Origin of the sequence: Prosthecobacter sp. (assembly GCF_044378005.1) — a bacterium.
In the GTDB taxonomy this organism is placed as follows: Bacteria; Verrucomicrobiota; Verrucomicrobiia; order Verrucomicrobiales; family Verrucomicrobiaceae; genus Prosthecobacter.
The window spans coordinates 40,520-66,065 of record NZ_JBILYB010000011.1; the positions used below are offsets into that span (position 1 = coordinate 40,520).

Genomic DNA, 25,546 nt, shown 5'->3' on the forward strand with positions numbered 1-25,546 from the left:
ACTCAAGCGCCAGTTACTAGCGGCTCAGCTTATTGTACTTCTCGACGAGTTCGTTGAACTCAGTGGTGCGGGCGTTGAGCTTGGTGATGGCTTCATCGCGCTCTTTGGCGAGTTGCTTGAGCTGTGCGTTGGCTTTCTCGATGGCTGTGTTTTGCTCGGAGACGGTTTCGTTGTGCTTCTTCAGCGCATCGCTGCCCTGGTCGGCGAGCTTTTGATAAGCGGCAAGCTCGCTGGTGGAGCGGATCGTTTCATTCATGAGGATGGCGATGCTGAAGCCGCGCGCAGTCTGGTCGAGCGTGCGGTCGCGGAGTTCCTCGGTGGTGGTGAGCAGCTTCGCCTCGATCTCACTGCGCAGGCCGTTGAGGCGCTCGATCTCGATCTCATATTCAGCCACTTTTTGTTCGGCCTGGACGCGCAGCTTGTTCTCAGCTTCGAGATCGTGGACGAGTCCCACGATGCGTGCGCGGAGCCTGGCCTCACGCTGCCATTGCAGCACGCAGATGCCGCAGAGGCTGAGGGCCACGAGGGCGAGCAGGATCTGGAGGAGGTGCTTCATCACTTGGCGGTAGCTGGGACCGTGGTGGCGGCGGCTTTGACCTGGAAGGCCACCTGGGTGAAGCCAACACGACGAGCGATGTCGAGCGCGCGGAGCATGTGACCGGACGGAGCCTCCACATCGGCACTGATATACACAGGCGTTTTCGGGTCTGCGCCATATCGCTCGGCGAGCTTGCGCTCGAGTTCGGGGAGTGTGGCGCGCTCTTTGTCGTAGTAGATGTCTCCCGCTTTGTTGACGGCGAGGTTGATCATGTCGGGTTTGAAGTCGGACTGCGCGGCAGCGGCGACGGGTAGATTGACCTTCAGTGTCTGCTGCTTCGTCATGGTGAGGCTCACCATCATGAAGGACGCGAGCAGGAAGAACATCACGTCGATCAACGGGATGATCTCCAGACGGGTCTTTTTGTGCGGGATGGGGGAGTGGAGCTTCACGCGTGGTTCTCAGTTCCCGGTTACTTCTTTTCCAAACCGTGGCGGCCGGCCAGGATGAGGACGTTGTTCGCGGCGGCTTCGAGTTCGAACTGGAGCTTGGCGAGACGGCCGTGGAAGTAGTTCATCGGGATCAGCGTGGTGATGGCGATGCCGAGACCCGCTGCGGTGGCGATGAGGGCCTCGCCGATGCCTCCGGTGACTTTTTCCACCGCGAGTTCGGAGCTGCCGATGGAGGTAAAGGATCCCATGATGCCTGTGACGGTGCCGAGCAGGCCGAGCAGTGGCCCGAGCGTGACGATGGTGTCCATGGCACCGAGGAACCGGCCGGCGGCCTGAAGCTCATGCCCGGCGGCGACTTCGAGAGCGCCCTGCATGGAGGAGTGGTGGTGATTCAGCCCGTGATGGATCATGCGCACGACGGGGTCGGTGCTGTCTTTGGAAAGGCTGACTGCGCGGGGCAAGTCTCCCTCATCCAGGGCGGTATAGACTTCTTCGATGACCTTTGGCTTGCGGCCCACTCGGAGGCGCAGCCACCAGAAGATGCGCTCGACGACGACGCAGACCGCCACCACGGCCACCACCAGGATGGGATACATGATGGGGCCGCCTTTAATGATGAACTCGACGACGATGTTGGCGAGAGGGAACTGCGGGGGGGAGACAAACATGGGGCGGTGACTTTAACGTAGAACAAAGGACAGCGGGGCCGTGAAGGTGCGCACAGTTCCAGGAGGTGCCTTGCCATTGCGGCGCACCCAGGAGGCGGCGTATTGGTCGAGCGTGGAGTTTCCACTCGTGCCGATGATGGAGACGCTGGTGGCACGCCCGGAAGCACCGACGGTGACTTGCAGACGGACGGTGCCCTGGATGCCGAGCGACCTCAGTGAGCTGGGATAAGTCGGCTTCGGAATGACAAAGGTCCCCTGCCCCGTGCTGCCCGCACCGGCTCCGCCGCTGCCGACTCCACTCCCCTGGCCGGTGCCGGTGGTGCTGCGGGCCATGGGGCGGCTTGGGGTGGCTTTGGGGGTCGAACGGGTGACAGGCTTTGGCGGCGCGGGGTCCACAGCGCGGAGCATCTCTTCCACCTTCGGGGCGGTGGGGACGACGAAAAGGTCCTCTGTCACGAGCGCTTCGGCGAGCTCGGGGAGATCGAGCGCATCGGGCACCGCCTCCACCGGCGGGGGCACTTCCAGTACCTCGGGCGGCGTTTCCTGGATGACTTCAGCAGCCTCGGGCTCGGCGGCGAGGTCAGCCATGAGCATCGCCTCACCTCCAGCGGCAGCGAGTTCGTCCAGCTTGGGCTGATACGAGGTCAGTTTAGGCATCGGTCCCAAGTCGGCGGAGACTCCAGCAATGCCGACGGCAAGGAAGCTGGCGGTGATGGCCAAGATCCAAGCCCACTTAGCCCAAGGCTCCGAGCCAGTGAGCGGGAGAATGGAAGACGCCCGGCCTGTCGGCTCCGACTTGGCAGTCCACGCCATGGCCGCTGGCAGAGCCAGATCAGGCGAGCGGCGGAGGGCTGAGGAGGTCATTATAGCGGGGAGGATGGGAGGATGGCGGGAAAAACCGAGAGGTCAAAGCCTATTGAGACACTATCGCATGAAAGTCTCCTAGCTGCCTTAGCTTTGGCGATTTGGCCCCCAATCCTACGACTCCACTCAGCGGATCGGCACCCCGATGACGCTTCCGTGGATCACCAGGACCGGATTATGCAAAAAGTCGATGTCATCAAAGTGCCACCACTCCGCTGGCAGCGGCATCAGGCCCGCCGAGCGCATGGCACGGTGCAGCAGGGCCAGATTCCGCCGCACGACGGGGTCCGCCGGCGTCTGGCTGCTCGCCGCATGGGCCAGGTTTTCATCAAAGTAGGTCGGCATCGGCTGCTCCCGACCCTCCGCGTCCACCAGCGTCGCATCCAGCGAAACCCCGCCGCAGTGGCGCGACCAGCCGACCTTGGGATTGAGGAACATCCCCGTCTTCCCGCCATGGGCATGGAGCTTCCCCTGCGCCTCCGCCGGACGCCAGGCATCCCAGATCTTCAAACCGTAGCCCTGAGCCCGCAGCGCGGCCTGCGCCCTCTTCAGCCGCTCCACCGTCGGACGCAGCAGCAGGCAGGGCATCCGGCTGGGGTAGAGAGGCTGACCCGTCACGTTCTGCCCCGTCGTGTAGCGCAGATCCACCACGATGCCGGGCACCTCCTTCCGCACATCCAGCATCCCGACCTTCCTGGCCAGCTCCACCGTATGCTTGGGGTGAAACGCCCCCTGCTGCCCGGCGCAACCGGCTAGCAGCAGTGGCAAAACATAGGTCGCTGCAATCTTCCTTCCGGCGTGGCTGAATAACATAGAGCCTTTTTTTGCTTCCGTTGAGCGGCATGGCAAGGCAAGTTTCCGGCCACTTCATCCTTTCCACGCCGTCCGCATGACCAAGTACGACCTCCTCAACGCCCTGCTCCACTTCCTGTTCTTCTTCATGGGCACCGGCATCGGCTCCTTTTTAAATGTGGTCATCTACCGCCTGCCTCTCGGCATCTCGGTGAACAATCCCCGCCGCTCCTACTGCCCGAAATGTAAAAATCAGATCCCCATGTGGCTGAACATCCCCCTGGTGAGCTGGATCATGCTTCGTGGCAAATGCGCCAAGTGCGGCTGCTCCATCTCCCCGCGTTATCTCGGCGTCGAGCTCCTCACCGGCCTGCTCTTTTACGCCATCTTCTGGAGAGTCGGCGGCGACTGGACCCTCATCAAAGAGTGGGGGCCCGCCATGCTCGCCCTCTGGGTTTTCACCGCCCTCCTCGTCGCTGGCAGTTTCATCGACATCGAGCACTACATCCTCCCCCATGAGATCACCATGGGCGGAGCCATCGCCGGACTCATCAGCGCCACGCTCGTGCCCTCCCTCGTCGGCGAGGAATTGCATCTTCGTGGCTTCCTCCTCTCCCTCGCCAGTGGTGCCCTCGGCCTCGGCGGGCTCTGGCTCGTCGTCGAGCTCGGCAAGCTCGCCTTTGGCCGCAAACGCCTCCGCTTTGAAAAGCCCGCCCCCTGGAGCGTCACCCAGCCAAACGACGAAGAGCCCCCCATCGTCACCCTCGACGGCGAGCAGACCGGCTGGGCTGACATCTACTCCCGCGCCAGCGACCGCATGATCATCACCTCCCCTGCCCTCAGCGTGAACGAACTCAGCTTCGAAAACGTCACCGCCGAACTCTGGATGGAGAAACTCAAAGTCCGCAGCGCCGATGGCAGCCTCCAGGAGTTCGCCCTCGAAGGCGTCACCCACCTCCAGGGCACCACCACCAGCGTCGTCATCCCGCGCGAGGCCATGGGCTTCGGCGATGTCCTCCTGCTCATGATGATCGGCACCTTCACCGGCTGGAAGTGCGTCCTCTTCACCGTCCTTGCCGCCTCCCTCCTCGGCACCCTCATCGCCGGCATCTCCCGCCTCTTTGGCCGCAGCGAGTGGGGGCAAAAGATCCCCTTCGGCCCCTACCTCGCCGCCGGGGCCCTCATCTGGGTCTTCTTCGGGACCGAAATCCTCGACTGGTACCTCGGCCTCCTCGCCCCGCGCGGCCTCTGATCAGGGCCCCCGGATTTCCCCTTGCCGCACCCGCCAGCCGTGCCACTATCGCGGCCCTTTTCCTCCCCCACCATGGCCCTCATCGTCCAGAAATATGGCGGCACCTCCGTCGGCAACCCAGAGCGCATCCGCAACTGCGCCCGCCGCATCTTGGAAACCCAGCGCGCTGGGAACCAAGTCGTCGCCGTCGTCTCCGCCATGTCCGGCGTGACCGACAACCTCATCCGCCTCGCCAAAGAAGTCTCCCCCGAGCGCGACCCCGTCGAGCGTGAGATGGACGTCCTCCTCGCCACCGGCGAGCAGACCACCATCGCCCTCACCGCCATGGCCATCAACGCCCTCGGCGGCAAGGCCGTCTCCCTCACCGGAGCCCAGGCAGGCATCTCCACCGACCGCGTCCACACCAAGGCGCGCATCGTGAATATCACCCCCGATGCCGTGAAGCAGATGCTCGACGAAGGCAACATCGTCATGCTCGCCGGCTTCCAGGGCGAGACCGCCAGCGGTGAAATCACCACCCTCGGCCGCGGCGGCAGCGACCTCACCGCCATCGCCATGGCCGCCGCCATCAAGGCCGACCTCTGCCAGATCTTCACCGACGTCGATGGAGTCTATACCTGCGACCCCCGCGTCGTGAAGGTCGCCACCAAGATCGAAGACCTCAGCTACGACGAAATGCTCGAGATGGCCTCCAGCGGCAGCAAGGTCATGCAGAGCCGCAGCGTCGAGTTTGCCAAAAAATTCGGCGTCCGTTTCGAAGTCCGCAACAGCATGAACAACAACCCCGGCACCATCGTGAAAGAAGAAACCCCCGGCATGGAATCCGTCGTCGTCCGCGGCGTCAGCCTCGAGCGCAATCAAGCCAAAGTCACCATCGACGACGTGCCCGACCGCCCCGGCATCTCCTCCGCCATTTTCGGTGCCATCGCCGGAGCCAACATCATGGTCGATATGATCGTCCAGAACGTGAGCTTCGATGGCGAAACCGACATCTCCTTTACCCTCAGCGGAGCCGACCTCCCGAAAGCCGAGGCCGCCCTCAAGGCCATCCTCCCCACCCTCGGCGATAAAGTCACCCTCCGCACCGAGTCCGGCATCGCCAAGCTCAGCGTCGTCGGCATCGGCATGAGAAGCCACAGCGGCGTCGCCGCCAAGATGTTCAAAGCCCTGGCCGATGTCAGCGTGAACATCCTCATGATCTCCACCAGCGAGATCAAGACCGCCGTCATCGTCAACGAAGCCGACATCGAGACCGCCGCCCGCGCCGTCCACACCGCCTTCGGCCTCGACGCCTCGTAAGCGACGCCACCCGCCCATTTTGAAGCCTCCAAGCTGCTCGTCGGCTTGGAGGCTTTTTCTTTCCTCACAGATGGCTCGGGTCAGCAAGCCCGCCAGTATTTCTCACCCTCCAGAAAAAAAGCGCGTCACCCTGTTTTGTGGCTCAGCTCTTCATTGCCATGATGATTCGACAACCTCGCGGGTGAAATCTGGAAAGCTGAAACACATCTGCGTGTCTGTCGCCATTTTAGCTTTACGAACTGGCACCCTGGCTCGCCGAGTCCAAGTTGGGCACAACTCGCTCAGCCTCACCATCATGATCCGTTTACTCCTCCTCAGAGCTTTCGTCTTCGCTCCCACACTCGCCTGCATGGCAGAGCACTGGCCGCTCAATGCAGTGGATTCTCAGATCGCTGTCCTCGGCAAGGCGAAGGTGGCGAGTGGTGCTCGTGACACATCGCTCGTGCTTGATGGCGTGTCGTTGCTCGAACTGAAGGAGACGGCGGCGCTGAATGGCGAGAGCGGGTTCACTTTCTCCGTGTGGTTCAATCCGTATGCGGTGAATGAAGGACAGCAGGTGATCGCGGGGAAGAATCGTTACTCGCTGAATGAGAGGCAATGGTCGCTCACGGTGGAGCCGGATGGTAGGCTGAAGGCTTATGTGCAGCAGGGCGGTTGGGCCACTGTCACAAGCAAGGAGGTGCTGAAGCAGGGTCATTGGCATCTGGCGACGCTGACCGTCGGCGCGGGCACTGCGGCGCTGTTTCTCAATGGTCAAAGCCAGGGCGAGGTGAAGCTGAAGAAGCCGATACCGGCCACACAGGCACCGATCACATTGGGCGGCATTCATGACGCTGGACGACGCACGCAGACCTTCAGCGGGGCGGTGGATGAGGCGCGATACGTTGCTCAAGTGATGAGCGCAGCGGACATCGCGGCGACGTTTCAGCCGGTGCCGGCCACGCATGAAATCCCGAAGGTCATCGTGGCTGACACGCCGCTGTGGGATGCCAAAGTGAAGCTGCCGAAAGCCGCTGAACTGCCCGTGCTCGATGGCGTGGAGTTTCACGTCATCAAAGCGAACGAGCCTGAGAAAGACGGCTACATCTGGCTGCATGGCGTGGGCCTTGGCTGGCATAAAGGCAAGCTCTACGCGTCCTTTGGTCACAACCAAGGCGAGGAGAACACACCGGGCGAGCAAGCACGCGGTCGCGTGAGCAGCGATGGGGGCAAGACGTGGGGCGAGACCTTCACCATCGGTGCTGGCGACTCGACGGAGCACGCGGTGAGTCACGGCGTGTTCCTCTCGCATGGCGGCGAGCTGTGGGCCTTTCATGGCAGCTTTTACGGCCACAGTTTGACCGACATCACAAAGTCCAAAGTCCACACGCGTACTTATCGGCTCAATGAAACCACGAACGTCTGGGAACCGAAAGGCACCGTCATCGAAGGCGGCTTCTGGGCGCTGAATCAGCCGGTGAAGATGGCCGATGGAAACTGGATCATGCCCGGCATCAGCGTCGGCAACGGACACTGCGCCGCCGTGGCGATCAGTCGTGGCGATGACTTCCTGAAGTGGGACCTCGTGGTGATCCCCGCCGTCGAGGGACTCACGATGTGGGGCGAATCAAGCATCATTGTCGATGGCCCAAAGGTGACGAACATCGCCCGCTTGGGAGCCAAGGCACAGGCGCTCATCGCCGTGAGCAAAGACTACGGCCGCACCTGGATTGCCTACGCGCCGAGCAATCTGCCCATGGCCACCTCCAAGCCAGCCGCTGGCATGCTCAGCACCGGCCAGCGTTACCTCATCTGCACCACCACTGCTGACAGCGGCGGACGCCGCACGCCTCTCACCATCGCCATCAGCAAGCCGGGCGAGTCCGTGTTCAGTAAAGTCTTCATCATCCGCCCTTCCATCTTCCCCCAAGGCCCCGGCGATGTCGCCGACAAAGCCCCACTCTCCTATCCCTATGCCATCGAGCACGAAGGCAAACTCTACGTCGGCTACTCCAACGGCGGTGGTCGCCGTGGCAATCACAACAGCGCGGAGTTGGCGGTGATCCCAATTGAGAAGCTAAAGTAGGTTTGGGTATTCGCCCCTTTTCATGTCGCTCAGGGGAAGTCGTGACTCAGCTTTTTAGGGCCGTACGGCCAAGCAAACAAAACTTGGCATCCTTCCCTTTTGAAGCGCTGACACATTTTCAGACAGCTCCGTTTTTTAAATTCTTCTACAGCAACAGCATGGGAATGATCCGTCGCAGCCTTTGGGAGCGCCACGCCTTCGATGGAACACTCGACACCTCCGAAGATTACGCCTGGGCCATTCAGCAACTCGACCTCGGTCACATCTGCCGCTGTCTCTCCCTGCCCTTTCGCTACAGCCGAAGCGGCCACAATCGCGATTATGAGTTTGCACGGACCGTTTTCCACCTTGCTCGAAAACATCGCCTAAAAGTCACCTGGCTAGGCCTCCGTGCGACTTTCAAAGCATGGTTCAAAACCCTCTTCCAGCAAGATTCCGTATCCGCCCTCCACCGCGCCCGCCTGCTCGCTTTTTGTCGGGTGCGTCTGACTTAGCTGAAAAAAGTATCCTCGTGCGAGTACGGCGGGGCGCAGCAGCATAGAAAGCGCAGCGTCTGCGATGCCGTGATCTGGTGCCAAGCTCCAGGCGGGATGAGGATGGCATCGCCAGGGGTTACTTCGCGGATTTCTCCGTCGATTTCCATGGTGCCTTCGCCTTCGAGGATGAAGTAGAACTCCTCACTGAGCTTGTGGTAATGGCGCTCGGTGGGCTGGCCGACGGGGACAGTGGCTTCGGCGAGGGATTGATTTTGCACGGGGGCGTTCGTGCGGTCGAGGATGCTGCGGATGGTGCTGCCGTCCTTGGTGGTGAAGGGAATCTGTTTGGAAAGCGGGTTGATCGTCATGACGCTGTCTGCCAGCATCCGGCTCACTCTTCAAGAGACAACCCCAAGCATGAATTTCGACACTCACGACTGCACCGCCATCATCACGGGCGCTTCTTCCGGCCTTGGTGCGGAGTTCGCACGACAGCTTGCGCCTACGGCGCGTTGCCTGGTGCTCGTGGCACGACGACTTGAGGCGCTGGAGTTGGTGAAAGCTGAGCTGCTTGTTTTGAAGCCGACGCTGGAGGTGCATCTCGTCGTGGCAGATCTCGGGAATGAAGCGGGGCGTGCGGTGCTGGTGGAGTGGGTGCGGCAGTCGGCAGTGAAGCCGGATTTGCTCATCAACAATGCGGGCCTCGGCGACTACGGCGCGCTCGAAGACGCCACGGCGGACAAGTTGCGGATGCAGATCGAGGTGAATGTGAGTGCCGTGGTGCTTTTGACGCACGCGCTGCTGCCGGTGCTGATCTCGAATGCACCTGCGGGCATCGTGAATGTGAGCTCGCTGGCGAGCACCCTGCCGATGCCGGATCTCGCGGTGTATGCGGCCTCGAAGGCGTTTGTCACCAGCTTCAGCGAGGGCATCGCCATCGAGCTCGAGCCACGCGGCATCCAGGTGACTTATGTTTGCCCAGGGCCGACGCCGACGAACTTCAGCAAGACGGCGAAGCGCACGGATGGCACGGACACGAACCGCGATGGGCAGGGGCTGCTGCGCATCCCATCGAGCCAGGTCGTGGCGGAGACGCTGGTGGGGCTGCGTGCGGGGAGGACCTGCGTTTTCCCAGGGCTGGGCGTCTCCCTCGCCGGGCCGCTTTTCCGCCATCTGCCGCGTCGAGTGATGCGCTGGTTCTTGCGTCGCCGCCATGCCAGCGGCAAAGTCTGACCATTCATGAATCTTCCGCCCCCTGAGACCACTCCTTTGACCGAGAATCATGGCCCGTCGCCCTGGTCGAAACCGCCGCAGCGTGGCTTCTTCAGTTCGTTGATCCGGGTGCTCGTGCTCATCATCATCGCGTTGCTGCTGGTGATTCCATTCACGCCCTTTGCTGGAAAGATCAAACAGGGGCTCAAAGAGATCGTCGCTGCTGCACGAGCCGGGCAGGCTCGGGTGATCACACGCGAGGTCGAGGTGGAAAAGCGGGTCGAGGTGCCGAAGGAGATCATCAAAGAAGTCATCAAGGAAGTGCCCGCCCCGCCCGTGCCGCTGCCGGACGACTACATCCCGCGCAAGGAGGCTGATGTGGCCACCTTCTTCAACGGCATCACCATCAAGACAAAATTGCAAACCGAGCAGGGTACCTACGCCAGTCTGGAGCGCCTGAATCCTGAGGCATACAAGGCCGAGTTCCAGCTCAGCGTTCGTGTGCCGAAGGCCAATCAAACCGTCGATGAGCTCTCCCGCATCAATCCCGCCCTTACCGCGCTGCTGCCGGATCTCAAAGCCATGCTGCCCACCGCGAAGGTCTCCGGCTTCTACCACAAGCTTTACGAAAACAAGACCAGCGCCATCCAGCGCGACCTCACCCGGCTGAATAAAATCCTCGATCGTCACAACTTCTTCGACTGCGAGACCATCCTGGAGATGACGCATCCGGTCTCGAAGCGGAAGGCATTGCTCATCCAGTCCGAGATGGATGTCGTGTGCGATGGCTCTGACGGGGACCGCATGGCCACCCTGGATGAGTACATCTTCATGTCCGACTACTACCAGCCCTTTACCAGCTACGCCTGGGCAAAGAAGACCAAGACGCCGAACCCCTTGCTCGCCAGATGGGAAGAGCGGCTGACGAAGGCAAAGGAGCAGTTCAGCGTGAAGGGACTGCCCGCCGACAAGAACCGCGAACTTAAAGTGCTGATCGACCAGCTCGGTCTGGAGATCAAAGACATGAAGGCACGCAGCAGCCTCATCGCGGAGAAAGATCCCTTCATCGTGCTTTCGCTTCTCTTTCGTGGTTACACCGCCACCAACAAGCATACCCCGCAGATGGGTGATTACGCCGTCGTGATCTATGGTGACAAGATGTACCCCGCCATCTGTGGAGACTACGGTCCCACACAAAAGATGGGTGAGGCCTCCCTCTTTTTGGCCAAGACCATCAATGAGAAAGCCACGCCCTACCGCCGCCCCGAGAGTGATTTAAAGGTCACCTATCTCATCTTCCCCGGCACCGCTGAGAAACCAAACGCACCTCCCAATCTCGACCAATGGCATGAGAAGTGCAGCGCCTACCTCACCGAGATCGGTGCCCCCGGCCCAGGCCGTGAGCTGCACCGCTGGGAAGACCCGTTCAAGAAGCCCGAGCCTCCACCCGTCGTCGTCGCCCCTCCTGCCGTCGTCGCTCCAGCAGGTTCGGTCACGGGTGTTCCACCTGCCACCCCACCTGCGGCTCCCTCCGCTGCTCCTACGGCTCCCACCCCACCGCCTGCCGAGGTGCCGAAGTCAGGTGGGATGTGAAGTGTCGAGTCGTCGAGACAGTCCTCGTTCCTGCTTCACCAAACTGAGATCGACGATGCTATAAGGCTGGCACGCAGACTGGAATCAAAGGGAGATCCCATGGCGGGTCGCCCACCTCCGTGCTCAAATTGATCTTGTCGTTCGCCGGTGATTTTGCCATCATTCTGGTTGGCCTGACTTTGGCAGGCCTTTCCAACCCAGACAAGGTGCCTCCTATGAAAGCATGCCGCACACGCAAAACGCTCTCGTCTCACGCCCGAAAAAGCCTCGTGCTGATGGGCCTCTCAGCCTCGCTCTTCGGAGGGCCTGACGCCGGCGCTCAGACTCCGGCACCCGCCGCACCTGCTCCCGCGAAGCCCGCGAAAAAGGAGGAGCCCTTTGTCCCCGCGCCGACCATCACTCCGGCAGACATGGAGTACGCCACCAGCATCGCACTGGCCACTGGGGTGAAAAAGCTCAAGGACCTCGCGAATGCCGACCCCCAGGGCTGGATCATCCCGCCCATCCAGCGCGTGCGCATCACAGGCTACAAAGACGTGCCCCGCAAGTTCCGCCGGATCGAGATTGACCGGGCCATCTATGAGTACACCGACCTCGTCGTGATGGTGCCCAATCCCTCTCCGGGCGAGCCGCCGCTGCGTCAGGTGCGCAAGGTGCCCACGAAGCAGATCGGCACGAAGAAAGAAACCATCATCCGCTGGGACCCAAACGGCACGGAGGAGATGATCGACAAACAGCCCATCTATGAGCACGTCGGAGACACCTCCTGGCAGTTCAATCTCATCGGCGACTCCGCAATGGCGCTCACCGCCCTGCGGAATGCGGGCCTGCCAGAGACAGATCTCGTCATCTACCGCATGACAGAGAACCTGCTGAACTACCTCGACACCTACGGCGCGCCCGACCACACTTGGAACATCGCCCAGCTCGCCATCGCCCTCTCCCGCACACCCGGGGAGATGGCGGAGGAATGGACAAACAAGCTCGCCTCCCGGCTGCTCGACGGCCAGATCTCCGATGGCCCAGCGCGCGGCCTGTGGGGGCCGATGTCCATCCACCCGCGCCTCCTCGCCATCGTCATCCGCGACTTCCTCGCCGGTGAAGCAGAGGTGGAAAGGCTCAAGGCAAAGCATCAAAAGCAACCCACCCGGGCCAACCAACTGCTCATCGATGTCGCCGAAGGTGGCCGCAACCGCTTGAAGAAATACGCCGACTCCTGGTCGCGCAATGCCCTGCGTTTTGCCTCCGTCGAGTGGCCCCTCGTGTGGGATGATCAACTGGCTGAAAAGGTGCAGTTCGGCGGAGCCACGGAGTTCTTCTACAATCAGCGCGCCGCAGACATGGAGAGCACCTGGATCGCCCTCCACGCGCTCTCCGAATGCGCCGCCGCCGGGCGTCTGCCCAAGGAATCCCTGCGCCCCGAAATCCCACCTTCCTACAGCTCCCAGGTGAAGTTTGGCGAGGCACCGAAGCCGCAGGCCGCCGTCAAATCCCAGCTCAACGCCACCACCGTGCCGCCGGAGAACGCCATCGCCGTGCTCGCTCGTGCCGCCAACGCGCTCGTCACCCTGCTCGGCGATGCCTCCGCCTGGAGCGAGGGCAACATCCACCAGCCCGTGACCGACTTTGACACCTTTGACAAATACCTCGCCGTGCCCGTCATCGCCGACAGCTTCCCGCCGCTGAACTCGCCCATCACCCCTGTCAGCGCCGCTCAGGGAGTCGCCGCGCTCGACAGCATCGGACGCGTCGTCGGCATTGAAAAGATGGGCAAGTTCCTGCCCAAGTATGAAGTCGGTGCCAAAGGCCGCGTGATGCTGATGGCCGAGCATCTGTCCACGCTTTGGAAGAAGCAGAACCAGAAGCCCAACGCAGCCGTCGCCAACCCGGCGCTCTTCGAGCTGCTCCTAGCCAGCTCCCGCCCGCTGAAGATGCCCGCCGCCCTCAGTGCCGGTGGTGAAAACCATGCCGACATCTTCACCCGCATGATCATCCTCGCCGCCGATGCCGACGGCTCCTGGGGAGCCCGCTTCAAGCGCAGCTACCAGACCAGCAGCATGCGCGAGCGCTGGAAAGCCATGTCCGAGATGCCCGGACGCGTCTGGCGGGACTGGCGGGTGAACCTGCCCGTCGATATCAACAAAGCCCACGTCGCCTACTGGAATCATGCCAGCAGCGAATACACCGTCAGCCCCGGTACACCCTTTGCCACCGCCATCGCCGTGAATTACCTCGCCTCACGCCTCAAAGATCCCGCCTCGACGATTCCCCGTCTCATGGATGACTCCCGGCTCCCCGAACAGCGCAAAGGCATCGAGACCGTCCTCATCCCGCCACCACCACCCCCTCCGCCGCCGAAGCCCAAAGTCGTGGCACCTCCGCCCCCTGCCGTCGCCAAAGCCGCCGAGCCCAAGAAGGTCGAAATCGTCGTGCCCAAGATCGAGGACAAGCCCAAGGACGCCACGCCAAAGAAGGACGAGAGTTTCTGAGTCTGCCCTGTTCGCAGCCCCGCCCTGCGAGCTACGGGACGGAACTCCGTTCTCCGAGTTTAACCCGCCGGAGGAGGCGCGGGAGGCGTCGGCGACTCTTCCTCACCACCGCCGCCCGTGCTCATCACATGACCGGCGATCTTCCAGGCACCCAGTACCGTCGGGTCATTGCGGAAGCGGTTCTTGATGACGGCATCCAGGCATTTCACCATGTCCGCGCCCTGCTTCAGCAGACCGGGCAGCGACGCCGTCGCGCCGCCCTGCCCCTGGAGGGCACCGCCCTGGGAGCTTTCCGCCTCCTGCACATCCAGCGCTTCAGCATTTAGATCCGCCACAATGTCGCCGTCATAACCATGCTCGGTGAAATCGGCGGCCAGATTCAGCTCCGTGATCGCCGTGGCAAAGGCCTGACCGGCGGCCACCAGCAGCGTATCATTCGCCAGCGGCGGCACCGGAGTTTTTGTGCTTCGGGTGTCCTTCGAGGATTGTCTCGCCCTTTCAGGGCACCGAGCTTTTGGGGCCGCGTTACCCAGGGCGTTGCCCTGGGCTGAGTTGTTTCGCCCCTTTGGGGCTTGGGCATTTGGCTTCGCGGGTTTCGTCACGCGGAGGGCTCCTCCCGGTAAAAGTACACATCAAGATCGACACGGTTTTGGGGCAGCGAAGGCAGCGGGTCGGGCGTGGGCGGCGGCGAGGAGGGGCCGACCGCACCCAGAGTCTCCCGATCCCAAATTCGAGGCTCTGATTCTGCCTCAGCTAAGCAGTTCAGAGCAAGTGAAGGGGGCCCAAAATAGCACCGCGCCCAGCTCGCGGGTGAGTCTGCCTCCGTGCTCATGATCCACCGCAAAGAGTATCGATCCTCAGCCTCTATGATCTCTGCGCTCTTTGCGGCTCAACTTTTCTAAAACATACCCAGAATGAACCTCAATGAGCGAACACATCAGGCCTTGCCAGACTTCAGCAGCGCCAGGAAACCGTCGGCTGGGTCGGCATGGCGAGAACGCGTAACCTTCTTGGCGGCGATTTTCTTCTTGGGGGCTTCGAGTTCCTGCTTCCGCAGGGTGACTTCGACCACATCATAGAGCGAGTACTTGTCCAGAATGTTGGCGATGGCATTGCGGACATCGATCATCAGCATCCGCAGGCCGCAGTGCTCCTCGTCGGGGCAGGAGCACTTCACATATTCGGTCTCACTGGCGCAACTGATCGGAGCCAGCTTGCCATCAATGAGCCGCACGACATCGCCCATCTTGATGGACTTCATCGGCTTTGCGAGCTTGGCACCGCCGTATTTGCCGCGAACGCTTTCCACATAGCCCGCGGTGCGCAGTTCCATGAGGATCGCCTCCAGGAATTTGAAGGGCAGGTGCTCCTGATGCGCGATGTTCGAAACCGAGATGACGCCTTCCTTGTTCCAGTCGGCGATGCCGAGACGAATCATGGTTCTAAGAGCGTACTCTCCGCGTTTGGTCAGGGTCATGGTGGTGGGTGAGAAGATGAATAGCTGCCTATCCCTACGGTGCAAACAGGGATTCGCGACCGTGAAACGACCCTGGCCTTGTGTTCTCACCCAAAAATGTTGGATTCACTCGGCTCCGCCAGCAGCACGACGGCGCTTTTCCTCCTCATCTTCTTCTTCGTCACTGCCGCCGCCATAGCCGAGGACTTCGACGGTAATGATGGAGGGTAGCTCTTCTTTGGAGGAGGTGTCGCGGTCTGGGCTGTGGCAGCGGAGTTGGTGGCGGAACTGCTGCTGTTGGCGGCGCTGATGCCGCTGGTCGGGGCTCCAGTGGTGGCTCCGCCGACGGAGATGTTGAGCGGGGTTCATCCTGATCACCGGCAGAAGCGGGCTGGTGGTGACACATTATTGACGGGTTGTGCGAATTCACGGCAAAGCCGGATCTCTGACGATGCCTCGTATGGGGTGTAACCCTACCTGGGCAGATAGGCATTGCTGCGGCGGGCGAAACTGGGCGATAGCAGATTTTTAGTCCTCATGACGACACTGCGATGAACCCACCTCAAAACATGGAAAGCGCTGGCGTGGCTACCGCCCCGACCGAGGACAAGCGCACGCGGCTCAAGCGCTGGCTGGACAGTGGCAAGGCGGCGCTGCATCCGCTGACTTTTCCGCAGCGTGAGCTGTGGGAGGCCTCACCGGTGGCTGTCGCGGATCAGACAAACACGATCTGCTGCTTGATCGAAATCAAAGGTGCGATCACTGAGCAGGACTGCACGGCGGCGATGCAGCGTGTGGTGAACAGACATGAGGTGCTGCGGCTGTCCTTTCTGCCGAGCAAAGGCCAGGCGGTGCAGATGATCCAGGCGCAGAGCGAGCCGGTGATGCGGTTCCGTGACCTGCCATCGTCATCGGCGAGATCGGAGGCGGTGGATGCGGCGGCGCAGGAGACCTTCGACGCGCCTTTCGATCTGGTGCAGGGGCCGTTGTATCGTGTGGAGGTGCTGCGGCGCTCGCCGACGGATCATGTGCTCGTCGTGGCGATTCATCATGCGATTGCCGATGGCTGGTCGCTCGGCGTGCTGGTGCAGGATTTGTATTCGGCTTACGCGCAGGGGATGCTGGGCGCGAGCGGCGGACTGCCGCCTGTGCCGCAGTCCTACATGGCCTGGGGGGCGGCTGAGCGCGCGCTTTGGCAGCCTGCGCTGCTGGAGCAAAGAGCGGCATTTTGGAAAACGCATCTCGCTGGTTCCTCTCGGCTTTGGGATGATCGCGCGGATGCGCTGGATGAGTCGGATCAATTGCAGCGGCGCATTGCCGGTGTGTCTGCCGAACTGGGCCTCGCGGTGCGTGAATTAGCACGACGCACGAGCGCAACACTGTTCAGCACTTTGCTCGCGGCCTTTCAAATCACGCTGTCGCGATGGACCGGCGTGACTGACATCGTGGTGGGCACACCAGTGGCAAATCGCGCACGTCAGGAAGTACGCGAGACGATGGGCTACTTCTCCAGCATCGTGCCCTTGCGCGGGCAGGTGGATGATAGCCGCTCGTTCTCCGACAGCCTCCGCGCCGTGCATCAATCGACGATGGATTGCTTTGCCAATGCCATGCCCTTTGCCGAACTCGTGAGCGCAGTCGATCCACCTCGACTGCCGGGTCGCAATCCCATCTATGAAGTGCGTTTTGCGCTGCAAAACCAACCTGTACCCGATCTGGCAGTGGCGGGGTTTTCCGTCCAGCTCAAGATCCGTGCCACGGGCACACCGCGATTCGATCTCGCCTGTGAAATCACGGAAGAAGGTGATGGCTTGGAAGTCGTCTGGTTGTTCCGCTGGAGCCGCTTTTCTCAATCGGAAATCGAGGAGCTGCATCGTCTCTTTCTCACCGTCCTCACCGCCGTCTGCGCCTCGCCCGACAGCCGACTTTCGATCTGATCACCCATGAACAACACAGCAACACCTGAAAATGTGATCGAACTGCCCGGAAGGCATTCCGTAGACAGCACGGCCTTCCAGTTGCTCGTGATCGCACTGGCTGTGACGGAGCTGGGGATCATCGCGGCGGTGATGCGAGGCTGGTTTTGGCTCGTGGTGCCGCTCGCTCTGGTGGCGAGTCATTTCATGCATGGCGTGCTGGTCGGGTTTCATGAAGCGTCACACGGTTTGCTGCGTCGGAACCGGCGCTTCAATGAGTTCGATGGTGTGCTCACCGGGCTGTTCAGCTTCACGAGTTTCAGCCTGTATCGCGCGGCGCATCAGACGCACCACGCCTTCCTCGCCACGGAGCGCGATGAGGAGCTGTGGCCGTTCGTCGATACGACAAAGCCACGCTGGGCCAGGCGGCTCTTCGCGTTCCTCGAACTCAATCTGGGCCTGCTGTTCACGCCGTTTCTGTTTTTGCGGACATTCTTCCGCCGAGGCTCGCCGATCCGTAACAGAAAGGTGCGTCGGCGCATCTGGGCGGAGATCATCATGATCGTCGTCGTGTGGACCAGCGTGCTGTGGGCGGTGACGCACTGGCAGGTGTGGACGTATTTTTTGTGGATGTATGTCGTGCCCGGTGTGCTGGCCGCGAACATGCAGAGCTGGCGCAAGTACATCGAGCACGTCGGTCTCACAGGCGGCACGGTGAATGGTGCCACGCGCAACATCGTGTCACAGACACCGCTCGGGCGCTTCCTCGCCTACACGCTGCTGCATGAACCCTACCACGGTGTGCATCACCTGCACTCAGGCATCCCGCATGATGCTCTGCCGCGCTTTTTGCCCGAACTCGATCCCACCCGACCCGACGAGCAGCCACTGTATCCGAGCTACTGGAGCGCGGTGAAACACTTGGTCCGCAATCTCGCCGATCCGCGCGTGGGAGCGCAGTGGAACAACGACCCTTTTCAATCATGACGCGTCTGCGCTCAGTCATACTCTTCTGCACCTCGATGATGCTTCTCCCTGCATGTCAGGGGCTCACAAGCACATCGGGTTCGCATTTGGACAAAGCTCATGCGGCCTGGCAGGTGATGCAGCGGGAGACGCCAGACACTGTGGCGTCGCAGAAAGCGCTGAAGGTGTATGATCGGGCGGTGGTCGCTGTCGTGAGGTCTCTGCGCCAGCATGAAGGCACCGCCGCATGGGGAAAGGTAGTCCAAATAAGCGGGGCGAAGCCGTGGAAGCTGACTTTTGAAACGGCCACTCAACGAGACTCAGCGCCGACACTGGCGCTGTCCGAGTTTGCACACTGTTGGGTGGCCTCCGACGTGAAGCTGAGCGGATTTGACCGCGTTGTCGTGCATGGCGGACTGGGCGTGCCGGTGGTGCTGGCGCAGGATGATCCACTTCGCGCTACGCGGCCTTTTCATCCGCCGAAGGGTGAGTTTCTTCCGGCGACGGCGGTGCTTGAGTTTCCTGATGCTGCCGAAGCAAGGCTCCGATTTTACGACCCGCTGACTGTGTCAGCCATCAAGGTAGGCAGGCACTCATTGCCCATGGCAGAGAATCTCACAGCCCCGCTACAGTTCTCTTTAACAGACTCGACCATCGACGAGAACGGTTCGGATCGCCTAGCGCCTTCTGCATCAGGTGAGGATGAGTCGAAGCTGTTTTTCCTCCATCGCTATGACCGAACCAAAGTGCCGGTGGTGTTCGTGCATGGACTGCGCACGGGGCCGGTCGTCTGGAAGAATACCGTCAATGCCTTGCTCGCTGATCCTGAACTGCGCCGCCGTTATCAGCCCGTGTGTTTTGTTTATCCATCAGGCCTACCCATTCCAACGTCTGCGGCCCGACTGCGAGAGTTGCTCAAGGCATCGCGCGAGAAGCTTGATCCTGATCATGGCGATGCTGGATTCGACCGCATGGCACTCGTGGGGCACAGCATGGGCGGCTTGCTGGCGCGTATGCAGGTCATTGATTCCGGGAAGGATTTCTGGCGCTCCTTCTTTGCAGCCTCACCGGAGAAACTGGCGGGTGAGATCGATCCAAAAACGGAACGCATCATGCGAAGTGCGCTGTTCTTCAAACAACTGCCCAATGTAAAGACCGTTGTGTTCATCAGCACGCAGCATCAGGGCAGCGAACTCGCTGACAGCGGTATCCTCCGGGGCATCGCCAAGCTCATTTTATTCCTGCCCAAAACAGCACGAAGCAGCGTGAAGGCCTTAACCGAGCTGCCGCCCACGTTGATCAATCCGACCTTGCGTTCATTCCAAGGCTGGGGCGTGGAGGGGGTGGAAAACCTTTCCACCAAGCACCCTTACTTCCATGCACTCACGCAGCACTCCATCGACATCCCGTTTCATTCGATCATCTCCACACGCAACGAGGATGATTACCTCCATGATACCGACGGCGTCGTGCCCTACTGGAGCGCGCATCTGCCTGGAGCCGAGTCAGAAACGATCATCCCCTACCCACACGGATGCTTGGAGAAACCAGGCACCGTGCAGGCGGTGATGACCATCTTGAAAGGCAAATCATGAAACCCTCCGTGCCGGACACTCCATCCACGACTTCACCGACCTGCGTCTATGAAGCTGTGGCGCTGAAAAAGAACTACGACGACGGTCAGGTGCAGGCCTTGCGCGGCGTGGACTTCCACATCGAGCAGGGGGAGTTCGTCGCCATCATCGGCTCCAGTGGTTGCGGCAAAACGACCTTGCTTCAGATGCTCGGTGCGCTCGACAAACCAAGCACCGGCAGCCTGCACTATCGCGGTGACTCGCTGCCTGATCTGGCAGATCCATCGGCCTATCGTGCGCGTGAGATTGGCTTCATTTTTCAATCGTTTCACCTGCTACCGACCTTCACCGCGCTGGAGAACATTCAGATTCCGATGCTGGAAAGCGACCTACCTGCCTCCGAGCGTCGAGGGCGAGCACTCACACTGTTGATGTCGGTGGGGCTTGAGCATCGCGCGCAGCATTTTCCCTCGAAGCTCTCGGGTGGCGAGCGTCAGCGTGTCGCCATCGCCCGCAGCCTGGCCAACGGCCCGTCGGTGCTGCTGGCGGACGAACCCACGGGTAATCTCGACAGTGAAAATGCACGGATCATTCTCGATCTCCTGGTGCAACTGCATGAGGAGCAAAAGATGACGCTCGTGCTGGTCACGCATGACATGATCATCGCCAGCAAGGCCGCGCGCAATTTGCAGATGATGGACGGACGCATCGTCTTTGATGGCACTCCCACTCACACCCCATGACATTCTTTTCCATCGTTGTCCGCGGTCTCACGCGACGTCCGGTTCGCACCGGCCTTACCTTGGTGGGTATCTCTATTGGTATCGCGGCTGTGGTGGCGCTTGTCGGCATCTCGCGGGGCTTTGAAAAGAGCTGGGAGACGGGCTTGAAGGCGCGCGGCACCGACATAGTCGTCAGCAAAATGGGCAGCTCGCTGGCACCGAAGCCGTTCAGCGATGCTGTGGCCGCATTGATCGTGGAGTTGCCGCATGTCGCTGCCATCAGCTCGCAGTTTGTGGAGCTGCTGAGTATCGAAAGCTCGCAGATGATGATGCTCTCGGGCCGTCAGTGGGATGGCTACGCGTGGAAGAACCTCAAGCTGATCTCAGGACGCATGCCGCTCGATGCCAAAGAGCAGGCCGTGGTGCTCGGCCAGACGGCGGCAGAAGTACTCAAGAAGAAAATCGGCGACCCGCTGCAAATCGAGACCGCTGAACTGACCGTCGTCGGCATCGTTGATGGCGGCGCGGTGGTGGAGAATGGCTCGGCCATTCTCGCGCTGCCTTTGCTTCAGGGAATCATGGGCGAGCGGGGCCGGATCAACGTCATCGACGTGCGCGTCACTCCTGGCACCAGCGAGGCTGAACTGAAGCAGCTTTGCGCGGAAATCGTCCGCGGGGCCCCGGATGTGACCGCGATGGCGGCAGGCGAGCATTTGAGCAACAGCCAGAGCTTCCGCATGGTGAAAGCCATGAGCTGGGGCACCTCGCTGCTGGCCGTGCTCGTCGGCGTGCTTGGAGTCATGAACACGATGCTTATGACCGTCTTCGAGCGCAAACAAGAGATCAGCGTTCTGCTGGCGCTCGGTTGGAAACCCAGCCGCATCGTGCGTATGGTGCTGTGGGAGTCGGCACTCCTCGGTTTCCTCGGTGGCATCGCAGGAGTGTTGATCGGCGTGGCAGGCATCAAACTGCTGCAAGAAACAGAAGCCATCCGTGGATTGCTCGAACCTGACCTCGGCATCGGTCTTCTACTCACTTCTATTGTCATCGCTGTCGTCGTTGGCGTCATGAGCGGTCTCTACCCCGCCTGGCGCAGCTCCCGCATCACTCCGGCGCTGGCGCTGCAAGGCTGAACTTTTTAATCCTATGAAAACTATCCACACACTCATCACCTTCGCGCTGCTCGCCTTGTCCGCGAATGCCGCCGACAGCGCCATCGAACTCGCCGCCAAACTGAGCGCTGCGCAGCAGGATGGCGCCTCCCTCGTGCGTTTGAAAATGGAGGTGCGAGGAGTCACGCTGCAACTCCAGATCAAGCAACGCCGCAGCGCCAGCGCCACCGAGGTCGTCTATCAAATCCTCTGGCCCAAAGAGCGTCTCGGCGAATCCGTGCTGCTGAAAAAAATCGGCAATCAAGCCGCCATCGGCACCCTTTTCGTGCCACCCGTCACCGTGAGCCAGCTTGACATGAAGGATGCGCTGTTTGGCAGCGACGTGTCCTATGCCGATGTCCTCGAAAATTTCTTCGCGTGGCCCAATCAGACCATCGTCGGCACCGAAGTCGTGAATCGCGTAAGTTGCCAGATCCTCGAATCCAAACCCGGCAAAGGCCAGCGTTCCAACTACGCTGCCGTCCGCACCTGGGTGGACCCGAAACGCAACGTACCTTTGCGCATCGAGAAATACAACGCCGCAGGCCAAGTGATGCGCCGCATAGACTCTGGTCGCGTCGTCACGGATGACATCGGTCGGCAGGTTCCGACGGGCCTCACTGTGACCGATCCGACCAAAGGTTCATCCACCGATTTGGACGGCTCCAAACTCAAACACGACGTAACTTTCACCGACGCCGAGTTCACGCCCGAAGGTCTCATACAGGTGACCGTGCCGCAAAGCTGAGTAGCTCACACAAAATCGGTGCATGAACGCACGGTGAGGCAGTGGAAGCAGCACCAGAGAGACCACGGCACCGAGGCGCTGCTGCTCGCGGACGCCGGATAGGAGATTGGGGCAAGCTGACCGCGGCGCAAGAGAAGCAAATCCGAGGACTCATTGCCGACAACCTTCCCGAGCAGTTGAAGCTGTCTTTCGCCCTGTGGATACGCAAGGTGGTGGACGAGCTGCTGTAGCAGCAGTTTGGCCTCAAGCTGCCGGTGCGCACATCTCAAGCGCACGGACTTCACACCGCAAATGCCCATTAAAGAAAGCCTATGAGCAGAACACCAAAAAGGTGAAGGCGCGGCTGGAGCAGGAGTAACCGCAGATTGCGGCAGTATCCAAAGCCGAGGGAGCGGAGATCTACTGGGGCTACCAGACTGAAGACAACAATCAGCCCAACGCACCCAGGGATTTTTGCGCCGCGAGGACAAACGCCTGTCATCAAGCAGATATCCAAACGCTTCGGCAGCTCGGTGATGAGAGCGGTGAGCGACCGGAGGAGCACTCAGGCTCTGGTTTACAAGGGAGCGCTGGACGCAGTTCTGCTCATTCGCCTAGTTTGTCATACGCCATGGCCGAAACACTGCGGAATGGCAGGCCGATCTCAGAATGGTGTGCAGCCTCTCCATGGTTCACTGGCAGCGGGGTCAGCGAATAAGGCTGCTTGGAGGTGGTGACTCAAAGTCACTCTGCAGGCTCGCGACGCTTCATGGTAAAGCGCTCAATGCCTTTGCGCATGACGGGGACATTGAAATTGGCCAGCAGTCCCGACCTTAAACCACTCAGACGGAGCAATGTCTCCATCTTCTGGCGATCCAGATCGAGCACGTGCTCACTGGAATACACCTGCACAAGACAGGCATCATCGACGATGAGGTCCAAACGGGCTGCGCTATTGATGCGATGCCCCTGGTAATCAAAGCTGAGCGCCGCACCACGCTCCACTTTCAATTCGAGACCGCGAAGCTCCACGGCGAGACATTCTTCATAAGCCTCACGCATCAAACCCGGACCAAGCGTACGATGAACCGTCATGCATGCGCCGACGATGAGATGCGGAAGATCGACCGAAATCATGGAAGATAGAAGCAATGCAATTGCATGAGGAAAAGCTGGGTGCGTTAAACCGTATGTATGGAAGTTATCGAAAATAAGCCATTTTTGCAACCCGGGATGCGTTTGGCTCCAAACTTCCACCCGAACCTTTGAATTCGTGAACGACATTCGGAAAACCGGTCTCCATTTTGCTTATCGAGGGAGTGATCACCTCGCAAACCACCACCAAAGATTCCCAATTTGAGAATTGCGTATATATTTAACTTATATTAAGTTTACTCAATTTTATGAACCCTTTTAATACATTCCATGTTCTCTCGGTGTGCCGAGTTTTGGCTGGGCGAATGGGACTGGCTTTCGTTGCTGTCTTGATCACTTCCTGTGGGTCGGCGCCTAAATCTGAAGTCGTTGTCAGCGTGAAAGACCAAAAGCTGGGACTCTACGACGCTGGTGTTTTGAAGAGGGAGTTTCCCATCTCGACCTCCAAATTCGGCATCGGTGATCAGCCCAACAGCTACCGCACTCCCTTGGGCAAGCATGAGATCATCGCCAAAATCGGTCATGGACTGCCCACGGGGGCTGTTTTGAAGAGCCGCTCTTGGAATGGCGAAGTGCTCAAGCCGAATGCGCCTGGCCGCGACCCCATCGTCTCTCGCATTCTCTGGCTGCGCGGTATGGAAGGAACGAATCGCAACGCCATGAAGCGTTACATTTACATCCACGGCACGACCGAGGAGTGCAACCTCGGTAAACCTGCCAGCTATGGATGCATTCGCATGGGGATGAAGGACGTGGTGGAGATCTTTGAAGTCGTTGGAATAGGAGCTAAAGTCGTGATCACACGGGATAGACTTCCTGCAGGTAGCAAGGCTGAAGAAGCCAAGCCGACACCCGAGGAGGAATCCATCGTTGCGGAGAAGAAGCCTGAAGCACCAGCCACGTTTGACACCGTTCCAACAGCAGCAGGTCCGGCAGATCAGGCCAAAGAAAAGGCTGATCAATCGACAACTGCCCCTGTGGCAAAATCCAAGTCCAAGAAGCCAGCCACCAAGGCCGAAAAAATCACTACCGGCAATCGTCGGAACAGCACAGGCCACCTGGCACACGGCTGATATTTCCCTGTGCGAAGTTGGGGCGTCGTCTCAAACAGAGCGGTATCCCTGGGTTTCAGAAGGGAGTCAATGCAGCTTCAAAGTCTCTGAGGAAGCTGTTCTTGCGTAAACAAAAGAGCTTCCCATCTTCGACGCTCCTTCCTCTTCCCCTTCTCGACCACATCACCATGGAAAACGTCATCATCATCGGCACCGGCTGCGCAGGTTACACCTCAGCGATCTACACTGGACGCGCGAATCTGAACCCTCTGATCCTCTCCGGTAACCAACCTGGCGGTCAGCTCACAACGACGACTGAAGTGGAGAATTTCCCAGGCTTCCCGGATGGCATCATGGGCCCCGAGCTAATGATGAACATGCAGACCCAGGCCGAGAAATTTGGTGCACGCATCGAGTACACCCTGGTCACCAACGTGGAAAAAGCCCCCGAGGGCCATTTCAATATCACCAGTGAAGACGGCACCGTGCGCCAGACGCGCACGGTCATCGTCGCCACGGGTGCCAGCCCGCGCCACCTCGGTCTTCCCAACGAAAAAAGCCTCATCGGCCACGGCCTCACGAGCTGCGCCACCTGTGACGGTGCCTTTTACCGCAGCGTGCCCGTCTGCGTCATCGGCGGTGGCGACAGCGCCTGCGAGGAAGCAAACTTCCTCACCCGCTTCGCCAGCACCGTGTACCTCATTCATCGCCGCGACTCACTCCGCGCCTCGAAAATCATGGCCGATCGCGCGCTCGCGAATCCAAAGATCAAGCCCGTCTGGAACAGCACCGTGGCCGAGTATCTCACCGACGAAAAAGGCGAGGTCCGCGCCGTCACGTTGGAAAACCTCATCACCGGCGAGAAGAGCGAACTCGAACTCAAGTGCGTCTTTGTCGCCATCGGTCACGTGCCGAACGCCGGCTTCCTCGGCGACCTCGTGGACAAGGATGAGAACGGCTACATCCTGCAAACCGAGGGCACTCGCACCAAGACCGAAGGCCTTTTCGCGGCAGGCGACGTGGCCGACCATGTCTATCGTCAGGCCATCACTGCCGCCGGACAAGGCTGCGCTTCCGCTCTCGAGGCCGAGCGCTACCTCGCCGATCTCGGCGTGGATTGATTTAGA

General features: G+C 60.5%; 25 protein-coding genes. 15 read left to right on the forward strand and 10 right to left on the reverse strand.

The features are described from left to right. Window positions 1-16: 16 nt before the first annotated feature. From AC6FTP_RS04195 to AC6FTP_RS04215, 5 genes are all read right to left on the reverse strand, one after another. Window positions 17-556: a hypothetical protein gene (locus AC6FTP_RS04195; RefSeq protein WP_497205647.1), complete on the reverse strand. Its 540-nt coding sequence runs from the start codon at window positions 554-556 to the stop codon at window positions 17-19. Further along, window positions 556-990, reverse strand: coding sequence for an ExbD/TolR family protein (locus AC6FTP_RS04200; RefSeq protein WP_497205648.1), 435 nt, complete (start codon window positions 988-990; stop codon window positions 556-558). Before AC6FTP_RS04200 ends, AC6FTP_RS04195 begins: the two co-directional genes overlap by 1 nt. A gap of 20 nt (window positions 991-1,010) precedes the next feature. After that, on the reverse strand, window positions 1,011-1,658 hold the full coding sequence (locus tag AC6FTP_RS04205) for a MotA/TolQ/ExbB proton channel family protein (RefSeq protein WP_497205649.1): 648 nt from the start codon (window positions 1,656-1,658) through the stop codon (window positions 1,011-1,013). 12 nt (window positions 1,659-1,670) lie between these two features. Then, window positions 1,671-2,522 carry an energy transducer TonB gene (locus AC6FTP_RS04210; protein ID WP_497205650.1) on the reverse strand — a complete coding sequence of 284 codons (852 nt, stop codon included), beginning with the start codon at window positions 2,520-2,522 and terminating at the stop codon, window positions 1,671-1,673. A gap of 126 nt (window positions 2,523-2,648) precedes the next feature. Next, window positions 2,649-3,335 (reverse strand): M15 family metallopeptidase, encoded by a 687-nt coding sequence (locus AC6FTP_RS04215; protein ID WP_497205651.1) that lies wholly within the window; start codon window positions 3,333-3,335, stop codon window positions 2,649-2,651. Window positions 3,336-3,411: 76 nt separating this feature from the next. Between AC6FTP_RS04215 and AC6FTP_RS04220 the strand changes: the two genes are divergently transcribed. From AC6FTP_RS04220 to AC6FTP_RS04235, 4 genes are all read left to right on the forward strand, one after another. After that, window positions 3,412-4,566 (forward strand): prepilin peptidase, encoded by a 1,155-nt coding sequence (locus AC6FTP_RS04220; protein WP_497205652.1) that lies wholly within the window; start codon window positions 3,412-3,414, stop codon window positions 4,564-4,566. A gap of 72 nt (window positions 4,567-4,638) precedes the next feature. After that, window positions 4,639-5,865 carry an aspartate kinase gene (locus AC6FTP_RS04225; protein WP_497205653.1) on the forward strand — a complete coding sequence of 409 codons (1,227 nt, stop codon included), beginning with the start codon at window positions 4,639-4,641 and terminating at the stop codon, window positions 5,863-5,865. Window positions 5,866-6,160: 295 nt separating this feature from the next. Continuing rightward, window positions 6,161-7,930 carry a LamG-like jellyroll fold domain-containing protein gene (locus tag AC6FTP_RS04230; protein WP_497205654.1) on the forward strand — a complete coding sequence of 590 codons (1,770 nt, stop codon included), beginning with the start codon at window positions 6,161-6,163 and terminating at the stop codon, window positions 7,928-7,930. A 164-nt stretch (window positions 7,931-8,094) separates the two neighbouring features. Further along, window positions 8,095-8,424 carry a hypothetical protein gene (locus tag AC6FTP_RS04235; RefSeq protein ID WP_497205655.1) on the forward strand — a complete coding sequence of 110 codons (330 nt, stop codon included), beginning with the start codon at window positions 8,095-8,097 and terminating at the stop codon, window positions 8,422-8,424. Here AC6FTP_RS04235 and AC6FTP_RS04240 read toward each other — a convergent pair. Further along, a complete protein-coding gene (locus AC6FTP_RS04240) occupies window positions 8,421-8,774 on the reverse strand; it encodes a cupin domain-containing protein (protein ID WP_497205656.1) in 354 nt (117 codons plus the stop codon). The genes AC6FTP_RS04235 and AC6FTP_RS04240 overlap by 4 nt on opposite strands. Window positions 8,775-8,823: 49 nt before the next feature. On the opposite strand from AC6FTP_RS04240, the gene AC6FTP_RS04245 reads away from it, so the two are divergent. The 3 genes from AC6FTP_RS04245 (at window position 8,824) to AC6FTP_RS04255 (ending at window position 13,700) form a co-directional block, all read left to right on the forward strand. After that, window positions 8,824-9,639 (forward strand): SDR family NAD(P)-dependent oxidoreductase, encoded by an 816-nt coding sequence (locus tag AC6FTP_RS04245; RefSeq protein ID WP_497205657.1) that lies wholly within the window; start codon window positions 8,824-8,826, stop codon window positions 9,637-9,639. Window positions 9,640-9,645: 6 nt separating this feature from the next. Beyond that, complete coding sequence (locus AC6FTP_RS04250) at window positions 9,646-11,211, forward strand: glycoside hydrolase family 75 protein (protein ID WP_497205658.1); 1,566 nt, start codon at window positions 9,646-9,648, stop codon at window positions 11,209-11,211. Between the two features lie 275 nt (window positions 11,212-11,486). After that, window positions 11,487-13,700, forward strand: a complete 2,214-nt coding sequence (locus AC6FTP_RS04255; protein WP_497205659.1) for a hypothetical protein — start codon at window positions 11,487-11,489, stop codon at window positions 13,698-13,700. A gap of 59 nt (window positions 13,701-13,759) precedes the next feature. Here the strand turns inward: AC6FTP_RS04255 and AC6FTP_RS04260 are convergent, their stop codons facing one another. From AC6FTP_RS04260 to AC6FTP_RS04270, 3 genes are all read right to left on the reverse strand, one after another. Beyond that, on the reverse strand, window positions 13,760-14,152 hold the full coding sequence (locus AC6FTP_RS04260) for a hypothetical protein (protein ID WP_497205660.1): 393 nt from the start codon (window positions 14,150-14,152) through the stop codon (window positions 13,760-13,762). Between the two features lie 485 nt (window positions 14,153-14,637). Then, window positions 14,638-15,177, reverse strand: coding sequence for an RrF2 family transcriptional regulator (locus AC6FTP_RS04265; protein WP_497205661.1), 540 nt, complete (start codon window positions 15,175-15,177; stop codon window positions 14,638-14,640). A 105-nt stretch (window positions 15,178-15,282) separates the two neighbouring features. Then, window positions 15,283-15,525 (reverse strand): hypothetical protein, encoded by a 243-nt coding sequence (locus AC6FTP_RS04270; protein ID WP_497205662.1) that lies wholly within the window; start codon window positions 15,523-15,525, stop codon window positions 15,283-15,285. A 182-nt stretch (window positions 15,526-15,707) separates the two neighbouring features. Between AC6FTP_RS04270 and AC6FTP_RS04275 the strand changes: the two genes are divergently transcribed. Genes AC6FTP_RS04275 through AC6FTP_RS04300 form a run of 6 tightly spaced genes read left to right on the forward strand, consistent with a single transcriptional unit; the run spans window position 15,708 to window position 22,233 of the window. After that, window positions 15,708-17,093 (forward strand): condensation domain-containing protein, encoded by a 1,386-nt coding sequence (locus tag AC6FTP_RS04275; protein WP_497205663.1) that lies wholly within the window; start codon window positions 15,708-15,710, stop codon window positions 17,091-17,093. A gap of 6 nt (window positions 17,094-17,099) precedes the next feature. Further along, complete coding sequence (locus AC6FTP_RS04280) at window positions 17,100-18,059, forward strand: fatty acid desaturase family protein (protein ID WP_497205664.1); 960 nt, start codon at window positions 17,100-17,102, stop codon at window positions 18,057-18,059. Next, window positions 18,056-19,633, forward strand: a complete 1,578-nt coding sequence (locus AC6FTP_RS04285) for an esterase/lipase family protein (protein WP_497205665.1) — start codon at window positions 18,056-18,058, stop codon at window positions 19,631-19,633. Before AC6FTP_RS04280 ends, AC6FTP_RS04285 begins: the two co-directional genes overlap by 4 nt. Further along, complete coding sequence (locus AC6FTP_RS04290) at window positions 19,630-20,355, forward strand: ABC transporter ATP-binding protein (RefSeq protein WP_497205666.1); 726 nt, start codon at window positions 19,630-19,632, stop codon at window positions 20,353-20,355. The genes AC6FTP_RS04285 and AC6FTP_RS04290 overlap by 4 nt, the downstream gene beginning before the upstream one ends. Then, on the forward strand, window positions 20,352-21,467 hold the full coding sequence (locus tag AC6FTP_RS04295) for an ABC transporter permease (RefSeq protein WP_497205667.1): 1,116 nt from the start codon (window positions 20,352-20,354) through the stop codon (window positions 21,465-21,467). Before AC6FTP_RS04290 ends, AC6FTP_RS04295 begins: the two co-directional genes overlap by 4 nt. A 13-nt stretch (window positions 21,468-21,480) precedes the next feature. Next, window positions 21,481-22,233, forward strand: a complete 753-nt coding sequence (locus AC6FTP_RS04300) for an outer membrane lipoprotein-sorting protein (RefSeq protein WP_497205668.1) — start codon at window positions 21,481-21,483, stop codon at window positions 22,231-22,233. A 723-nt stretch (window positions 22,234-22,956) separates the two neighbouring features. Here the strand turns inward: AC6FTP_RS04300 and AC6FTP_RS04305 are convergent. Beyond that, window positions 22,957-23,349 (reverse strand): GxxExxY protein, encoded by a 393-nt coding sequence (locus AC6FTP_RS04305; RefSeq protein WP_497205669.1) that lies wholly within the window; start codon window positions 23,347-23,349, stop codon window positions 22,957-22,959. A gap of 323 nt (window positions 23,350-23,672) precedes the next feature. On the opposite strand from AC6FTP_RS04305, the gene AC6FTP_RS04310 reads away from it, so the two are divergent. Together AC6FTP_RS04310 and trxB are read left to right on the forward strand one after the other, a co-directional pair. Beyond that, the gene (locus tag AC6FTP_RS04310) at window positions 23,673-24,440 is read left to right on the forward strand and encodes a L,D-transpeptidase family protein (RefSeq protein WP_497205670.1); all 768 of its coding nucleotides are present in this window, start codon (window positions 23,673-23,675) and stop codon (window positions 24,438-24,440) included. A gap of 167 nt (window positions 24,441-24,607) precedes the next feature. Beyond that, on the forward strand, window positions 24,608-25,540 hold the full coding sequence (trxB, locus tag AC6FTP_RS04315) for a thioredoxin-disulfide reductase (RefSeq protein WP_497205671.1): 933 nt from the start codon (window positions 24,608-24,610) through the stop codon (window positions 25,538-25,540). The last annotated feature ends 6 nt before the right edge of the window (window positions 25,541-25,546 follow it).

What these genes read in the sequence shown, in the direction of transcription:
- AC6FTP_RS04230 (WP_497205654.1), top strand. Translation starts at nt 6,161, where the DNA reads ATGATCCGTTTACTCCTCCTCAGAGCTTTCGTCTTCGCTCCCACACTC.
- AC6FTP_RS04310 (WP_497205670.1), top strand. Translation starts at nt 23,673, where the DNA reads ATGGGACTGGCTTTCGTTGCTGTCTTGATCACTTCCTGTGGGTCGGCG.
- AC6FTP_RS04305 (WP_497205669.1), bottom strand. Translation starts at nt 23,349, where the DNA reads ATGATTTCGGTCGATCTTCCGCATCTCATCGTCGGCGCATGCATGACG.
- trxB (WP_497205671.1), top strand. Translation starts at nt 24,608, where the DNA reads ATGGAAAACGTCATCATCATCGGCACCGGCTGCGCAGGTTACACCTCA.
- AC6FTP_RS04240 (WP_497205656.1), bottom strand. Translation starts at nt 8,774, where the DNA reads ATGACGATCAACCCGCTTTCCAAACAGATTCCCTTCACCACCAAGGAC.
- AC6FTP_RS04300 (WP_497205668.1), top strand. Translation starts at nt 21,481, where the DNA reads ATGAAAACTATCCACACACTCATCACCTTCGCGCTGCTCGCCTTGTCC.
- AC6FTP_RS04210 (WP_497205650.1), bottom strand. Translation starts at nt 2,522, where the DNA reads ATGACCTCCTCAGCCCTCCGCCGCTCGCCTGATCTGGCTCTGCCAGCG.
- AC6FTP_RS04195 (WP_497205647.1), bottom strand. Translation starts at nt 556, where the DNA reads ATGAAGCACCTCCTCCAGATCCTGCTCGCCCTCGTGGCCCTCAGCCTC.
- AC6FTP_RS04290 (WP_497205666.1), top strand. Translation starts at nt 19,630, where the DNA reads ATGAAACCCTCCGTGCCGGACACTCCATCCACGACTTCACCGACCTGC.
- AC6FTP_RS04205 (WP_497205649.1), bottom strand. Translation starts at nt 1,658, where the DNA reads ATGTTTGTCTCCCCCCCGCAGTTCCCTCTCGCCAACATCGTCGTCGAG.
- AC6FTP_RS04250 (WP_497205658.1), top strand. Translation starts at nt 9,646, where the DNA reads ATGAATCTTCCGCCCCCTGAGACCACTCCTTTGACCGAGAATCATGGC.
- AC6FTP_RS04235 (WP_497205655.1), top strand. Translation starts at nt 8,095, where the DNA reads ATGATCCGTCGCAGCCTTTGGGAGCGCCACGCCTTCGATGGAACACTC.
- AC6FTP_RS04275 (WP_497205663.1), top strand. Translation starts at nt 15,708, where the DNA reads ATGAACCCACCTCAAAACATGGAAAGCGCTGGCGTGGCTACCGCCCCG.
- AC6FTP_RS04295 (WP_497205667.1), top strand. Translation starts at nt 20,352, where the DNA reads ATGACATTCTTTTCCATCGTTGTCCGCGGTCTCACGCGACGTCCGGTT.
- AC6FTP_RS04280 (WP_497205664.1), top strand. Translation starts at nt 17,100, where the DNA reads ATGAACAACACAGCAACACCTGAAAATGTGATCGAACTGCCCGGAAGG.
- AC6FTP_RS04285 (WP_497205665.1), top strand. Translation starts at nt 18,056, where the DNA reads ATGACGCGTCTGCGCTCAGTCATACTCTTCTGCACCTCGATGATGCTT.
- AC6FTP_RS04225 (WP_497205653.1), top strand. Translation starts at nt 4,639, where the DNA reads ATGGCCCTCATCGTCCAGAAATATGGCGGCACCTCCGTCGGCAACCCA.
- AC6FTP_RS04215 (WP_497205651.1), bottom strand. Translation starts at nt 3,335, where the DNA reads ATGTTATTCAGCCACGCCGGAAGGAAGATTGCAGCGACCTATGTTTTG.
- AC6FTP_RS04255 (WP_497205659.1), top strand. Translation starts at nt 11,487, where the DNA reads ATGGGCCTCTCAGCCTCGCTCTTCGGAGGGCCTGACGCCGGCGCTCAG.
- AC6FTP_RS04245 (WP_497205657.1), top strand. Translation starts at nt 8,824, where the DNA reads ATGAATTTCGACACTCACGACTGCACCGCCATCATCACGGGCGCTTCT.
- AC6FTP_RS04270 (WP_497205662.1), bottom strand. Translation starts at nt 15,525, where the DNA reads ATGAACCCCGCTCAACATCTCCGTCGGCGGAGCCACCACTGGAGCCCC.
- AC6FTP_RS04220 (WP_497205652.1), top strand. Translation starts at nt 3,412, where the DNA reads ATGACCAAGTACGACCTCCTCAACGCCCTGCTCCACTTCCTGTTCTTC.
- AC6FTP_RS04265 (WP_497205661.1), bottom strand. Translation starts at nt 15,177, where the DNA reads ATGACCCTGACCAAACGCGGAGAGTACGCTCTTAGAACCATGATTCGT.